Origin of the sequence: Vibrio sp. V12_P9A6T4, assembly GCF_963874835.1 — a bacterium.
GTDB lineage: Bacteria > Pseudomonadota > Gammaproteobacteria > Enterobacterales > Vibrionaceae > Vibrio > Vibrio anguillarum.
This window is the reverse complement of sequence record NZ_CAWNJO010000042.1, coordinates 21901-36400: the sequence shown is the minus strand read 5'-3', so window position 1 is coordinate 36400 and position 14500 is coordinate 21901. Positions and strand designations below refer to the sequence as shown.

The following is a 14500-nucleotide window of genomic DNA, read 5'->3' as shown; positions in this document are numbered from 1 at the left end:
GCTAACTACCTGTAATGTACTAAAGCAATAAGGTACTGAGGTAAAAAAGAAGCGATCTCTCACTTCTTTTTGCTTTTGTTGTTGGGGAGTTAATCTTTACTGGTGGTTTTTAAATTGCGACTTGCGCATACGGTTCAACGCCGCCATCACATCAATGACACGTGGTTTCGCCAAGTCACCGTGGTTTGGCATATTTTGGTGCCATGTTCCTGCTAATAAAGCCATCATCTCTTTGCTTGGTTGCGCTGACCACCCCGGAGTCTGCGCAAACTGGAACCAAGTCCAGCCAATCGCATTGACTTCAGAAGGTGACTCCAATTGTTCTAACGCATTTAAATCGGTAAATTCTTTGCCAAAGCGAAGCGAATCAACGCCTTTGGCAGAGACTCGGAATTTACCATCAACCAGTAATTTTTGCAGCGCAGTGCGATTCACAGCGCGTTCTGGGAAAATAGCCAGTGGCGTTTCACACTCGTTGTGACGAGCAGTTGGGTGCTGTTTGATGACTTCTTTAGCTTTGTTAGTCACATCAACGGCGTGGTAGTCATGCATCTGGATGACAGTATCGGCGACATCTAAGTAATCACCGGATCCCCCCATGACGATCAGTGTTGAGATATCCAAATCATCGCGAAGTTGCCCGATACGATCAACCAATGGTGTAATGGGCTCATCACCTTTACTAACCAGCGCTTGCATACGCTCATCACGGATCATGAAGTTGGTGGCGGAAGTATCTTCATCAATCAGTAATGTACTAGCGCCAGATTCAATGGATTCTTGTAACCACGCTGCTTGCGATGTTGAACCAGACGCATCTTGAGTGCTGAAATCGGAGGTTTCTTTACCCATAGGTAGGTGATTGATGTAGTTGGACAAATTTAAATTATGTACGCAACGGCCATCTTCAGCGCGAATTTTCATGGCTTGATGATCCGTAACAATTCGCTCGCGGCCATCGCCGGGAATATGGTTGTAAATTGAACGCTCAATCGCCGTTAACAAAGTCGATTTACCGTGAAAACCACCGCCGACGATAAGGGTTATACCTTTGGGGATGCCGAGTCCTTTAATTTTGCCTTGGTTTGGTGTCTCAAGCTCAACTTCTAACGATGTAGGGGCTTGGAAAGTAACGGCGTCTTTCATCGGCAGATCACAGTTACCTGCCAAGCGAGGTAATACGCTGCCATTAGCCACAAAAGCAACCAGATTGTACTGTGCTAGTTGTGCACGCATTGCTTCTTGATCTTCGATCACAGCGCAATGCTCAAGTAGGGCATCTTTATCCAGTTCACGTTCAATGGTGGCCCTGCGAATGAATTTTGGCAGGTAGAAGGTGATGATGTTGAGCGCTTTCTTGGCCAGAATGTCACGACCTTCAGCGGGTAAATTGATGCGAAAACGAAGCTCAATACCATGCTCCGTAAAGAGAACAGCGGTACTATCAAGCACCGTTTGGCCCGTCAATGCGATGGCAATATGGTTCTCTTGCTTAGCAAACTCCGCAAAACTACGAGCGATAAAATCTCTTGCAGCCATTTGATAAGCAGGTGATTTCTCTTTTAACCATTCCAGACCGGTCAGAGACCATGCTCGAGTAGCGCGAAAGCGAGATGCAGAAGCGTAAGGGTCCGCTTGGATATGATCGATATGCAAGGTGAAATCACCAAATTCGTATTGACCTTTGATCTGCTGATAGGCGCGGTAGTTCTGTTTTTCTAGCTTTTTGAGAATTGATGTTAATAAATCCATCTCGATATCGCTCGTTTGGAAAGGAAAGGCGGCGATTATAGGAACCGCCACACTGAGAGTAAAGACATGATAAGGGATTCCTTTATCCTACAAAACCTTTGTCTCGGCAGGGTGTGCATAATTTTGGTTCAGTAGCCCAGTCTCAAACTCGTCACAAGGCATTGGTTTACCATAGAAATAGCCTTGGCCAAACTCACACCCTTCACTGATGATAAAGTCTTCTTGGCTTTGATTTTCAATCCCTTCGAGGATCACTTTCAGCTTTAATTTTTTGGCAACGTGAATGATTGAGCGAACAATTTCTTTATCTTCCTCACTTTGATCCAATTGATGTACAAAGCTTTTATCTATTTTTATGCAATCGAAGGGAAATTTTTTCAAATAGCTGAAAGAGGCGTAGCCCGTGCCGAAATCATCAAGTGACAACGTCACACCTAGTTGGTGTAGAATTCGCAGTGTGTTGCGAGCCACCACTTCATCCGCAATCAAACAGCTTTCTGTTACTTCCAACTCTAAGTACCGAGCTGGAAGTTGGTAGGTGTTCAGTAGCTCACGAACTTGGTCTGCGAATTGGGCATTCTTCAATTGGACGGCTGAAACGTTAATGGCCATTTTGAAATTATCGACCTGTTTTGCCCATTGGCTCGTTTTTTCGATGGCCGATCGCAGGACAAAGTTACCCACTTCAAAAATCAGTCCATTTTGTTCGGCCATGTGAATTAAGGTTTCATTGGATATATCGCCCAATACGGGGTGCCGCCAACGTAGTAGCGCTTCTGCCCCCGTCCAGCGATGAGTGGTTGGAGAGACCTTAGGTTGAAAATAGAGCATGAGCTCATCGTTGCGCACTGCTCGTAATAAGTAGCTTTCTAATTGGTTGATTTGCCGGAGTGAGTCACTGAATACTTGCGAGTGATAGCAAAATTTATGACCGGAATCTTTGCAAGAGACCATGGCAGCAGAAGCTTGTTTGAGCAGTTCTATAGCATTGTCAGTGTCTAAACTCGTTGCAATACCAATATAGGAATGAAGATGAACATTATGGTCATCGAGCTTAAATTCAGAATGCCCGATTTCGACCAATTTATGGCACAACTTTTCTAGGTGACGCGCTAATAGTTTTGTTTTGACGATCAAGACTAAATCTGTCGACGTGGGTCGAGCGGTCAATATTTCAATTTTATCGCAGCGGCCTAGTCGCTCACGATATCGAGCGATGACTTGATCCCATGCTCGGTAGCCAAAGTGAGATTGAATATGACGAGCATTAGTGAAACCAATATGAATGGCGGCAACTTCGGTGTGCTGTTTTGTTGCTTGTAAAAGGCTATTTTTGAGTTCCAGTTCAAGTGCGTTGCGATTTAAAAAACCTGTGCTGATGTCATGCCACTTTTGATATTGAATCTGTTGTTCTGCGGCGCGGCGTTTATCGATCTCTTGCGTGAGCGAGTAGTTGAGATCAGCAAGATCTTGTGTTCGGTTATCGACGCGAAGCTGAAGCTCATCATTGAGCTGCTGAAGTCTTACTTGTTGGTATAAGGTGGTGAGCTGGGATTCAATGGTATCGCGAAAACTCTCCAGTAACTGCCGATAGGTGGGGCCAAAATGGTTCTCCTTGTTATCGAGTACGCAAATGGTGCCAAATATATCACCATTCGGCCACTTTAATGGGATGCCACAATAGGCAATCATGCCCAGTGGTGCATCTGGATTATGCATCCATTTTTTATCGGCTAAAGCATTCGGGACCAATAGTTCCTGCTGTGTTTGCATCACAGTTTCACAGTACAGACCTTGTCCTAAGGGTTCTTTATGTCCGGTTTGATAGGGGTTGTCGACGTTGGTATTTTTACAGAATATTTCGAGTTTTTGCTGGCTAGCACGCATGATCAATGCGCTCGGGACGTTTAAAATTTCAGCGAGTAAATTCACAATGCGCTGCCATCCATCCATCATTGAAGAGGGGATGAGCATCTCATGTGTCTTTATTTTCGACATATTATCAAATTCCTTTGGACGACAAAGCTTAAAAAAGCCGAGCATTCATTGCTCTAGACTGACGATGACAAGATCCGCTCCTATGACCATAGTATGGTATTAAGAATAAGAACGCGCCGCCAATGTAACAAAAAAAAGCCCCAATAAAATATTGGGGCATTGAGATAGTTAGCTGTGTCTCGTAAATGATACGGAAGGAGTTAATCGGCTTGCTTGATATAATGGTCGATATTAATTTCTTGAGCATAATCAACACAGTCAAAGTCGAAGCCATTGAGCTGCATGAATTCTCGCTTAAAGCCCTTATAGTCACCTAGTTGCTTAAAGTTGTACTGATCCATTTTCTCCAGTAAATCGGCCACTTTTTGCTGAGTATCTGGGTTGAGCTCCCAATCATCCATACGGATCAGTCGTTCGCCATCAACGGGTACTTTGCCTTTGCTAGAGAGTTTTTCGCTAAACAGACGCTGCATCTGCTCGATACATCCTTCGTGCGTCTCTTTTTCTTTCATCACCTTATACAATGCGACAATGTAAGGGCTTAAATTGGGAATGAACACGCTCGCCTTCGTGACTAAAGCTTTACAAACAGTCGCATAAGCCCCGCCGCCATAGTTAGACAATTTTAGGTTGAGAGAGTGGCTGGTTTGGTGCAAATCAATTTTGGCGCGCCCCAGTGTACCGTCAAGATAAATGGGGTGAGTAATCTGAGGGCCGATGTATGAAAAAGCAATGGTTTTACACCCTTGTGCAATCGATTCAGTGTTGATCAGCGTATCTATCCAGTTTTCCCAATCCTCGCCACCCATTACTTTCAGTGTACTTTCGATCTCTTCGTCATTTGCAGGGGCAATGGTGGTTTCTACCCACGTATCGTTTTCTAGTAATATTGTCGCACCAGAAACGGCCTCACCAATCGGTTTAATGGCGGAGCGCCAATACTGATCTGAATTGGGTTTTGGTCTCATGCCGCTGGCGATACTGTAAATGACTAAATCGACTTCCCCTTCAAAATAGGTCTCTATCGCTTCAATCACTTGCTCGCGTACTGATGGTGAAAAAACATCCCCATCGATATTGACGGCGACTCGACCCGCTTGCTCGGCCTGTTGTTTAAAAAAGAGATTGTTGTACCAACCAGCACTACCAACCCCTTTTTCTGATGGCGTTTTTTCAAAGGAAACGCCAATCGTATCGGCTTCTGAACCACCAAAGGTCAGGGCAATGCGGGCGGCGAGCCCAAAGCCTGAAGATGCGCCTAAAATGAGAACTCGTTTTGGCCCGTGAGTGATCGGTCTGCAAGATTTTACGTAATTAATCTGTTGTAACACAGCTTGTTCGCATCCTAGTGGATGAGCAGAGCGAGCGACCACACCTTTGATCACAGGTTCAATGTGCATAGTTTGTACCTTTGCGGTTAGGGGAATGGTCTAAAAAATATCGTAAAACTAGGTAAAGTTCATTGAGCTGAGGCATTAAAATCAGAGATGCTCTGCTAAATGTTGCGCAACAAAATTGGCGATCCACGGCTGAGCGTCGACCGTCGGATGTAAGCCATCAGCCATCATCCACTCTGGTTTAATGATCACTTGCTCTAAGAAAAAGGGCAGTAACGGCACAGTATGTTGGAGGCTAAGCTCAGAATAGAGGCTATAAAAGGCATCGCTGTAGCGTTTGCCATAATTTGGTGGAATGCGGATCTGCATCAAAAGAGGGGTTGAGCCTGCTTTTTTTATTTGGCCAATGATGGCGGTTAAATTGCTGCTGATCAATTGAGGTGGGAAGCCACGCAATCCGTCGTTCGCACCAAGCTCAATAAGCACCGCATCAGGGGTATGCAGGGTGAGTAGTGACGGTAAGCGGGCTAGGCCATTGCCCGTTGTATCGCCAGAAATACTGGCATTAATGACATCAATGTCTGATTTACCTTCAGCTTGTAACGCATTAGGTAGCAAGCTAGGCCAAGCTTTTTCAATCGGCATTTGGTAACCGGCGCTTAAACTATCACCCAATATCAAGAGTGTGGTACTACTAGCGCTAGCCGAGAATAATAAAATACAAATCAAGGAAAGAAGTCGAGTCATGCAAACATCCGTTATTAGGGCACATTCATTATCTAAAACAGTCTCTACCAATCAAGAGCATTTAACAATCCTAAAAGAGGTAAACCTAGAGATCAAAAGTGGTGAAAGCGTGGCGATAGTCGGAACGTCTGGTGCGGGGAAATCAACCCTGATGACGCTGTTGGCTGGGCTTGATACGCCGACACGCGGAGAGGTAGAGCTATTGGGTCAGCCATTGTCTCAACTGGACGATGAAGGACGTGCGGCGATCCGCAGTCAATCGGTTGGCTTTGTGTTTCAAAGCTTTTTGCTGATCCCAAGTTTGTCTGCGTTAGAGAACGTGACGCTACCTTGTTTGTTAAAAGGCGAAAAAGAGGATGTGGATCGTGCTAAATCCTTGTTGACGGCCGTTGGTTTATCGCATCGAATGCATCACTCTCCTGCACAACTTTCAGGGGGCGAGCAGCAACGAGTCGCGCTAGCAAGAGCTTTTATGATCAATCCGAAAGTGCTGTTTGCCGATGAGCCTACTGGCAACCTTGATCAAGAAACTGCGGCAAAAGTGGTTTCATTATTGTTTGAATTAAATAAGCAGCACGGAACGACCTTAGTGCTGGTTACTCATGATCCCGCTCTTGCGGATCAATGTGATCGTATTTTCCACATGCAAGCCGGTATGTTGGAGGAGCGGTAATGAGCGAGATGTCGAGCCGTTCACTCAATAAACGATTAATTCGCTGGAGCTTAGGTGAAATCCGCCACGGACAGCTGTGGCCTATTTCAGTGGCGTTAACCTTGATCATTGCTTGTATTTTTGCGCTGACTGCCTTAGCTGAGCGTATGGAGCAAGTGATTGTTAAACAAGGTAAAGACGCACTCACTGCCGATAGTGTGTTTGTTTCCGCAAACCCACCCCCAGCGTCATTGCTCGATCAGATCGAGCGCTTGCAATTGCCGTCTTCACTACTTACACGTTACGCGACAATGGCATTCAGTGAGCGCGGTATGCAGTTAGTCACTGTCAAAGCAGTGGATAGTGCTTATCCGCTACGCGGTGAAATGCGTCTTTCTGATGATGTGACGACATTTCAGCACCTTGCGCCGAATCAACTGTGGTTAGATGAACGAGTGTTTGCGCAATTAGACGTTCAAATTGGTGATCAGGTCACGCTGGGCGATGCCGACTTTACGGTATCGGGACGCATCCTTGAGGAGCCGGGACTCAGCTTTAATCCGTTTCAACAGATGCCAGCGGTGTTGATCCACCAAGACGATGTGGCTCGTACTGGTGCACTTCAATTGGGGAGCCGAGTGCAATTTAGCGTGTTCATTAATGGTGATGATGGACAGATTGAAGCAGTAAAACAGCCCGTTAGTTTAACGCCTAGCGATCGTTGGCGCGACCGAAATAGCGCCAGCCGGACGAATGAGGTTTTTGAACGCACAGAGCAATATTTGTCGTTAACCGTAGCGATTGTGATCATCATGGCGGCAACCACATTAGTCCTGACTTGTCAGCACTATGTTTCTACGCGGCAAAAAACCATCGCCATGTTAAAAAGCCTTGGAGCGAGCAAACGTTGGATCCGCCAATGGTTGATCGTACAAGTGGTGATTTTGTTTGTTTCTGCTGCGGTGCTTGGGGTATTGATCGGCATTGGCCTAGAGTCTTTATTACGCGTGCCGCTGGTGGATTTATTGCCTACGCCTTTACCGAGTTATGGCGCTAAACCCGCTTTTATTGCGCTGATGGCGAGTGTATTGATCGCTTTTCCTGCACTCGGCATTCCTTTACTGCATTTGCTAGATACCAGTGCGCTCAATGTCATGCAAACAGAGCGAGCAAAACCGAATCATCGCCGTAATGGGTTGCTCATCTTGATTCCGTTAGTGCCGATGCTGTGGGCTTATTGGAATAATCTCTTAGTGTGGATTGTGTTGGCTGGGATCGTGACGCTTTTTGCGGTGCTTGCTGTGGTCAGTGTTTTGGTGGCTCGTAGTTTAGGACGTCTTCCGCTCTCTACCGCGCTTAAATTAGCGCTCAGCCGAATCAATCGTTCGGCAATCACGACCGGAGTCCAGTTCGGCGCGTTAGGACTATCGTTAATGTTATTGGCGATCATCTGGTTAGTGCGTACCGATTTACTCTCTGATTGGCAGCGAACCTTACCTAGCGATGCTCACAACGCATTTGCACTCAACATTTCTCCAACTGAAGTTAATGATTACCTCAACACGCTAGACAGTGCCAACATTGTGCGTTCGCAAGCCTATCCGATTATCCGAGGGCGTTTATCGACCATTAATGGCATAGAGGCCCAGCAGCAAGCTCAAGGTGAAGAGGGGAGTGATGCGTTGAGGCGAGAGCTCAATTTCACTTGGGGAGAATCGCTACCCAGCAACAACCAACTGACGGCAGGAGCGTGGACAGAGCAAGGTGGCGTTTCGGTTGAATCCGACGTTGCTCGTGATTTGGGGCTAAAACTGGGTGATAGTTTGGGGTTTGTGATCAATAGCCAAACCGTGGAAGCGAAAGTAAATTCGATTCGCCAAGTCGAGTGGCGAGAAATGAAGCCTAACTTCTATTTCATTTTTACCCCAGACCTATTGCAGGAGATCCCTGCCACGTGGCTGGTGAGTTTTAGAGCGCAAGATCAAGATAACGCCTTACTTGCTACGCTTGCTCGCACTTATCCCACCGTCAGTTTGATGGATATCCGGGCAATGGGCGATAAAATTCAAACTTTGTTGACGCAAATTGTCTGGTCAGTGACGGTACTGGCCGCAATGGGCGTGATTGCTGGTATTTTGCTGATTTTTACTCTGTTGCGTTTAAGTTTAAGCCAGAGGCAACAAGAAATTCGCTTATACCGCACTTTAGGAGCCAGCAAGCGCCGCGTCGAGCAGACTATTTGGGCTGAATACGGTTTGATGGCGCTCATTGCCGGAGTTGTCGCAAGCCTTGGCTCTGACGCGGTGGTGGCCAGCGTCATGAAGTTCGGTTTTGAACTAGAACCTATGGCGCATTACAGCCTGTGGTTGGTGCTACCCTTGGCGACGTTTTGCACATTATCGCTGGTCGTGAGTAGTTTAATTAAGCGGCTGCTAACCCCTATAAATAAAGAGTTTAACTAGCGATATCCATAATCCCAGACTGAGTTATCCACAAAAACAGTGGATAAAGTTTGGGATAACTCGACGGCTTGATAACGGCCTATTTGCGCTTAGCCCCGTAGTTACCTTGGGTTGCGCAGTTTTGTTATTCACAAGGTTGAAAAAACGTCGTTTTGGCTTTATTGAGTCAAGCAATTTTTTAAGTTATTTGTCGATTATGCGTATTGCTTGTTAGTCGTAAAACAGATAAGACCACGTGAAAAATGTGATTTTAATAACGCTTTACAAGCTTTAGAATGCATCCGGGTTTTCCAGAGTACTCGTATCTTATGTCATATAAAAAGTTCAATACAGATTCTCCATGTGTCGCAATTATTGGTGGGGGTGTGGCTGGTGCCACTGCCGCCGTTCATATGGGAGAACTGGGGCTCAATGTGCTGCTTTTGGAAAAAAGCGCCGGTCTCGTTAATGGGCCGCCGATTTGCCATCTGCACGCGGGTGGTAACCTCTATCGCGAAATTTCGCAGCAGCAGTGTCTTGAGTTACTTAAGCAGTCGATTGAAACCGTCAGGCTCTACCCCCACACGTTGAATAAGCGACCGACTGTGATTGCTGTTCCGCATAGTGATGGCGGTGAGCCGCAAGCCTTATTACCAAGGCTAGAGCTTATTCAGCGCAGCTATCAACAATTGGTTGATGAAGACCCACGTAATCAGCAGCTTGGTCAACCCCAAGAGTATTTCAAACTCTACAGCCGTGAAGCACTGCAGGTATTAGCAACTCAGCAACAGAGTGATCAACCGACATCATTCGATGATTGGGTGATCCCTTTTGCTCAACATGCAGATTTAAATCAGTTGAAATACCCAGTCATTGCGGTGCAGGAATACGGTTGGAGTGTTTTTCGGCTGGCGGCCAGTGCTGAGCTTGCGTTAGCGGCGATGCCTCATTGCCAAGTTTTAACGCACGCTCAATTAATCAAATCTGATTTTATTGATGAGCAATGGCAGCTCGCTTATTTGGATGCTCATAAGCATGAACACGTTATCCATGCCGATTATTTAGTCAATGCATGTGGTTATGAAACGGGAATAGTCGATGATTTGGCTAAGGCTCCGCGTCAACGCTTGGTGGAATTTAAAGCGGCCTACGTTACCCGTTGGGCAGAATGCGATCAGCAATGGCCAGAAGTGATTTTTCACGGGCCAAGAGGCACCCCACAAGGAATGGCTCAGTTAACACCGTATGCTGATGGTCTATTTCAGTTGCATGGTATGACTGAAGGAATCACGTTATTTAAAGATGGGTTAGTGGCCTCGCAAGCTGGATCATCACAGCCCGTATTGCCTGATTATCTCGAACGCAAAATTAAGAACGGTTGGCAACAGGACGCACTGCAAGAGCGCAGTGAACGAGCCATACACCACATGAGTCAGTTCATCCCACAGTATATTCAAGCACAAGTGGCTGGTAAGCCACTGTTTGGTGCGCAGCAAATTCCCGGCCAAGATGCCACATTACGAGCCGCTGATGTTACGTTTGAAGCTCATAATTACGCGCGAATTGAAGTGGTCAAAGGTTCATCCGCGTTGGAAGCGGCAACTAAAATTGTTCAGCATTGGCAGTTAGTGAACGATGAAGACTTGCTACAATCGATAGAAGCTCGTCACCCAATCAGCATGAGTTTGGCTCTTGAACAGGTGGAAGAGAAAGCCATCGCGTTAGCTAAGGCACGTGCTTATCCTGAAGCATTGGCAAAAATTGTCGGTATGGTTTGATGGGTGACACCTTGCGGTTTTCTAAAGGAGCAAGGTGATAGTCGTTAGTAGCCGAAATAACGCGCCCATTGGCACCAAACCTCTTGCAGGCCTTGTATATCACCTTTGACAAAACGTATTTTCTGTCCCGGTTTTGCTTGTGCCAAACGGGGCAGATCAATGCGAGCCACACACCCTAATTTAGGGTAACCGCCGATGGTTTGGCGATCGTTGAGTAAAATGATCGGTTGGCCATCTGGCGGGATTTGAATCGCCCCCAAAGCAATTCCTTCCGATAAAATAGGTGTCGCTGGTGGGGTAACCGTATCGCCATTAAGACGATAGCCCATGCGATCGGCATGCTGACTGACAGTGAAGCTGGTTTGATAAAAGCGATCGAGTTGCTGCGATGAAAATTGCAGGGCTTGGTAGCCTTCAATGACGCGTAATTTAAGTGGCAGATTATAATCAGGCTTATAACGAAAAGTGATGTGTACGGGTTTGTTATCGATAGCGTGGGGATTAAAGTGCAGTGAATCGCCCGCTTGCAGTGGTACGCCGTTTTGCGTTAACCCACCAAGCTGTTCTTTGGGTACGGTGGCAACACTACCTAAATGGTGAGGCACAATGAACCCTCCGCGCACGGCCAAATAAGCTCTTAAGCCATTTTTGGCTAGGCCAAATTTCAGTGTTTGCCCGGCTTGCGCGCTAAAGCTTTGCCAATTACCAATAAGTTTTCCATCTAACGTGGCCGATAAATCACCACCTGCAATTGCCAGCATACATGGATGTTTAACATGAAATTCCGCCTGACCAAGCGTGATTTCAAGCGTTGCTAAATTGACTTGGTTACCCAGTAAATGGTTGGCCCAACTGTAGGCATAATCATCGACTGGTCCTGATTGAGTCACACCTATATGACTGAGACCAAAGCGGCCAAAATCTTGAATTAAGCTCAGTTGACCGGGTTTTATCACCTGTAGTAGGGGGCTCATGAATGGTGCTCCCACTGCGCGGCTAATTGAGGTATTTCACCTCCTAATGATAAAAATTCCTCGCGAGTCATCGCTGTAAACTTCACTTTAGTTCCAATCGAAAAAGGCGTCATTGGTGTTTGATGAGGAGAAAAGAGCGCATGGGGGCAATTGGCGATGATATTCCATCCTCCGGGAGAGTTGTTCGGATAGACGGCCGTTTGCTGTTCTGCAATCGCGACGCTGCCTTTGGCCACACTAAGGCGTGGGGTGGCATGGCGCGGTAAGCGTAATTGTTCATCTACTTCAGCCATAAAGGCAAAGCCTGGTGCAAAACCGACGGCACAAACGGTGTAGACCGTTTGAGTGTGTAGCGCGATAACTTGTTGCGTGGATAAACCAAGCGCATGGTAGCGCTTCAAATCTGGGCCGACACTTTCATCGTAGTAAGCGCCAAGCTCAACCAAATTGTGGGTGGCTTCTACAGGCAATAATAAAGCCGCGATCGCTGTGATCAATTGCTGCTCTAGCTCCCTTTGACTTATACGATAAGGAAGGTAATCGATCAAAATGGTAGTGTAAGAAGGGGTGACATTCATCAGGTAAGCAGAAAACTGCACCATGATCTGTTGCGCAATTTGTCCGATATCGAGTGACAGTTCGGCCGATGGCGAATGGTTAAAACGCAGTAAGAGACTGCATTCCGCAACGGGTTCAATGCTGTAGTTCAATGGCACTTAACACTCCTTGTGATGACGTTGTGGCTGCTAGGAGATACACGAGTAATGGTTCAACGCTCTCGTAGACAAATTCGGATTTTCTCTATCAGTTCAATCGCTGCCGGATTATCGCCATGCACGCAAATCGTATCGGCTTCGATAGGGATCACAAAGCCATCCGAACTGGTCACTTTTCCGTAATCAACCAGTTGTTTAATTTGATTGATGATCGCCTCTTCATTAGTCAGCACCGCATTGGCTTGGCCTCTTGGAGTGAGCATACCATTAGCGAGATAAGTTCGGTCGGCAAAGGCTTCAAACAGCAATGGCACGTCATAAATATCGGCGATATCAAGGTAATCCTGGTTATTGCCTGAAGCTAAGATCATCAAGGGCACATTGAAGCAAGAAACTGCATCGACCACTGCGCGAAAGACAGATTTGTCACGCATCATATCGTTATATAAAGCCCCATGAGGTTTAACGTAGCTTATCTCGGCATTTTTGCTCTCACATAATGCCTTGAGTGCGCCAATCTGGTAAATCAGTAACTCGCATATCTCTTCTTCGCTAAAACTCATTGAACGGCGACCAAAACCTTGCAAATCGGGGTAACCCGGGTGAGCGCCAATCATTACATCAAATTGAATCGCCAGCTCAATCGTTCGGCTCATCACGTGTGGGTCAGAGGCATGAAAGCCACACGCAATATTGGCCATGTCAATCCAAGGCATCACCAACTCATCAGCGCCCATTTGCCATGCACCGAAGCTCTCGCCCATGTCACAATTGAGAGTGATTGTTCTTCTTGTCACGGGTTGCATCATCCTTGAGTGTCCATGTTGAGTAACTTGCCGTAATCAAAGGCAATATACAGTGATCCGATTCATTGTTTGGCGATAAGTATGGGCCGAAAGAGAGCGAATTGGCCTGATAGACAAACATTAAAGCAGATTGATTTATAAGTGAAGTTTAGGTTGAAAGTCGTTAAACTTGCACAACCAATGTCAGAAGGTAAAAACAATGAAAGTATTAGTGACAGGCGGGATGGGGTATATCGGTAGCCATACCTGCATTCAAATGATCCACGCCGGTATGACACCCGTAATTTTTGACAACTTATACAATAGTAAAGCATCGGTTTTAGAGCGCATCGAAAAAGTGTCCGGTGTGAAGCCGCTGTTCGTTCATGGTGATGTACGCAACCAAGCACAACTGGTTGAAGTGATGAAAGCGCAAAATATTCAAGCGGTGATCCATTTCGCAGGCTTAAAAGCAGTCGGTGAGTCAGTAGAAAAACCATTGGAATATTACGATAACAATGTGAATGGCACACTGGTACTGGTGGCGGCCATGCGTGAAGCTGGCGTGAAGGCACTTGTTTTTAGTTCATCTGCAACCGTATACGGTGACCCAGCCTCAGTGCCTATTACCGAAGACTTCCCAACCAGTGCGACCAACCCTTATGGCCGTAGTAAGTTAATGGTTGAAGAGTGCTTGGCCGATTTCCATAAAGCCAACCCAGATTGGAGCATTACACTGCTGCGCTATTTTAACCCTGTAGGTTCACATCCATCAGGCGAGTTAGGTGAAGATCCACAAGGTATTCCGAACAACCTAATGCCTTTTGTCTCGCAAGTGGCCGTGGGTCGAAGAGCATTTCTCTCTGTTTTTGGCAGTGATTACCCAACTAAAGACGGCACAGGGGTTCGCGATTATATTCACGTAATGGACCTAGCCGATGGTCATATTGCTGCGCTGGAAAAAGTAGGCCAACAAGCAGGCTTGCACATTTATAACCTAGGCACAGGAAATGGCTACAGTGTACTAGAGATGGTGAAAGCGTTTGAACAAGCGTCAGGTAAAAGCGTGCCGTACCAATTGGTCGAACGCCGCGCTGGTGATATTGCGGAGTGTTGGGCAGATCCAAGCAAAGCGATGGCGGATCTAGGTTGGAAAGCGACTCGCAGCCTAGAAGCGATGACACAAGATACGTGGCGTTGGCAGTCAAATAATCCACAAGGTTATCCTGAGTCTTAAGCTCTTGCTTCAACTTCTCTGCGATGAATGAAATAAATAGCCAGTCAAATGACTGGCTATTTTGATCTGACTTGATTACTCAA

Annotated in this window: 11 protein-coding genes; 4 read left to right on the top strand and 7 right to left on the bottom strand. The window is 46.5% G+C overall.

All coding sequences use genetic code 11. The features are described from left to right. Nucleotides 1–96: 96 nt before the first annotated feature. From AACQ42_RS05815 to tesA, 4 genes are all read right to left on the bottom strand, one after another. Complete coding sequence (locus tag AACQ42_RS05815) at nucleotides 97–1752, bottom strand: ABC-ATPase domain-containing protein (protein ID WP_094166115.1); 1656 nt, start codon at nucleotides 1750–1752, stop codon at nucleotides 97–99. Nucleotides 1753–1839: 87 nt separating this feature from the next. After that, complete coding sequence (locus tag AACQ42_RS05810) at nucleotides 1840–3750, bottom strand: bifunctional diguanylate cyclase/phosphodiesterase (RefSeq protein ID WP_094166108.1); 1911 nt, start codon at nucleotides 3748–3750, stop codon at nucleotides 1840–1842. Nucleotides 3751–3950: 200 nt separating this feature from the next. Then, nucleotides 3951–5150, bottom strand: coding sequence for an enoyl-ACP reductase FabV (gene fabV, locus AACQ42_RS05805; RefSeq protein WP_017043170.1), 1200 nt, complete (start codon nucleotides 5148–5150; stop codon nucleotides 3951–3953). 81 nt (nucleotides 5151–5231) lie between these two features. Beyond that, the gene (gene tesA / locus AACQ42_RS05800) at nucleotides 5232–5834 is read right to left on the bottom strand and encodes a multifunctional acyl-CoA thioesterase I/protease I/lysophospholipase L1 (RefSeq protein WP_069212086.1); all 603 of its coding nucleotides are present in this window, start codon (nucleotides 5832–5834) and stop codon (nucleotides 5232–5234) included. Here tesA and AACQ42_RS05795 point away from each other — a divergent pair. The 3 genes from AACQ42_RS05795 (at nucleotide 5833) to AACQ42_RS05785 (ending at nucleotide 10705) form a co-directional block, all read left to right on the top strand. Beyond that, the gene (locus AACQ42_RS05795; RefSeq protein ID WP_019283206.1) at nucleotides 5833–6507 is read left to right on the top strand and encodes an ABC transporter ATP-binding protein; all 675 of its coding nucleotides are present in this window, start codon (nucleotides 5833–5835) and stop codon (nucleotides 6505–6507) included. The genes tesA and AACQ42_RS05795 overlap by 2 nt on opposite strands. After that, a complete protein-coding gene (locus AACQ42_RS05790; RefSeq protein ID WP_094166107.1) occupies nucleotides 6507–8948 on the top strand; it encodes an ABC transporter permease in 2442 nt (813 codons plus the stop codon). Before AACQ42_RS05795 ends, AACQ42_RS05790 begins: the two co-directional genes overlap by 1 nt. A 275-nt stretch (nucleotides 8949–9223) precedes the next feature. Continuing rightward, nucleotides 9224–10705, top strand: coding sequence for an FAD-dependent oxidoreductase (locus tag AACQ42_RS05785; RefSeq protein WP_094166106.1), 1482 nt, complete (start codon nucleotides 9224–9226; stop codon nucleotides 10703–10705). A gap of 44 nt (nucleotides 10706–10749) precedes the next feature. Here AACQ42_RS05785 and AACQ42_RS05780 read toward each other — a convergent pair whose 3' ends face one another. From AACQ42_RS05780 to AACQ42_RS05770, 3 genes are read right to left on the bottom strand one after another with little or no spacing between them, the layout of a single operon-like run. Beyond that, a complete protein-coding gene (locus AACQ42_RS05780) occupies nucleotides 10750–11679 on the bottom strand; it encodes a 5-oxoprolinase subunit C family protein (RefSeq protein WP_176429712.1) in 930 nt (309 codons plus the stop codon). After that, nucleotides 11676–12395, bottom strand: a complete 720-nt coding sequence (locus AACQ42_RS05775) for a 5-oxoprolinase subunit B family protein (protein WP_094166104.1) — start codon at nucleotides 12393–12395, stop codon at nucleotides 11676–11678. Before AACQ42_RS05775 ends, AACQ42_RS05780 begins: the two co-directional genes overlap by 4 nt. Nucleotides 12396–12448: 53 nt before the next feature. Continuing rightward, a complete protein-coding gene (locus tag AACQ42_RS05770; protein ID WP_026028339.1) occupies nucleotides 12449–13192 on the bottom strand; it encodes a 5-oxoprolinase subunit PxpA in 744 nt (247 codons plus the stop codon). Nucleotides 13193–13400: 208 nt separating this feature from the next. Here AACQ42_RS05770 and galE point away from each other — a divergent pair, with 208 nt between their 5' ends. Beyond that, nucleotides 13401–14417, top strand: coding sequence for a UDP-glucose 4-epimerase GalE (gene galE / locus AACQ42_RS05765; RefSeq protein ID WP_029189705.1), 1017 nt, complete (start codon nucleotides 13401–13403; stop codon nucleotides 14415–14417). Nucleotides 14418–14500 lie beyond the last annotated feature (83 nt).

Excerpts from the sequence above, each read along its gene's own strand:
- fabV (WP_017043170.1), bottom strand. The coding sequence starts at position 5,150 with ATGCACATTGAACCTGTGATCAAAGGTGTGGTCGCTCGCTCTGCTCAT.
- AACQ42_RS05815 (WP_094166115.1), bottom strand. The coding sequence starts at position 1,752 with ATGGATTTATTAACATCAATTCTCAAAAAGCTAGAAAAACAGAACTAC.
- AACQ42_RS05780 (WP_176429712.1), bottom strand. The coding sequence starts at position 11,679 with ATGAGCCCCCTACTACAGGTGATAAAACCCGGTCAACTGAGCTTAATT.
- AACQ42_RS05795 (WP_019283206.1), top strand. The coding sequence starts at position 5,833 with ATGCAAACATCCGTTATTAGGGCACATTCATTATCTAAAACAGTCTCT.
- AACQ42_RS05810 (WP_094166108.1), bottom strand. The coding sequence starts at position 3,750 with ATGTCGAAAATAAAGACACATGAGATGCTCATCCCCTCTTCAATGATG.
- AACQ42_RS05785 (WP_094166106.1), top strand. The coding sequence starts at position 9,224 with ATGCATCCGGGTTTTCCAGAGTACTCGTATCTTATGTCATATAAAAAG.
- AACQ42_RS05790 (WP_094166107.1), top strand. The coding sequence starts at position 6,507 with ATGAGCGAGATGTCGAGCCGTTCACTCAATAAACGATTAATTCGCTGG.
- galE (WP_029189705.1), top strand. The coding sequence starts at position 13,401 with ATGAAAGTATTAGTGACAGGCGGGATGGGGTATATCGGTAGCCATACC.
- tesA (WP_069212086.1), bottom strand. The coding sequence starts at position 5,834 with ATGACTCGACTTCTTTCCTTGATTTGTATTTTATTATTCTCGGCTAGC.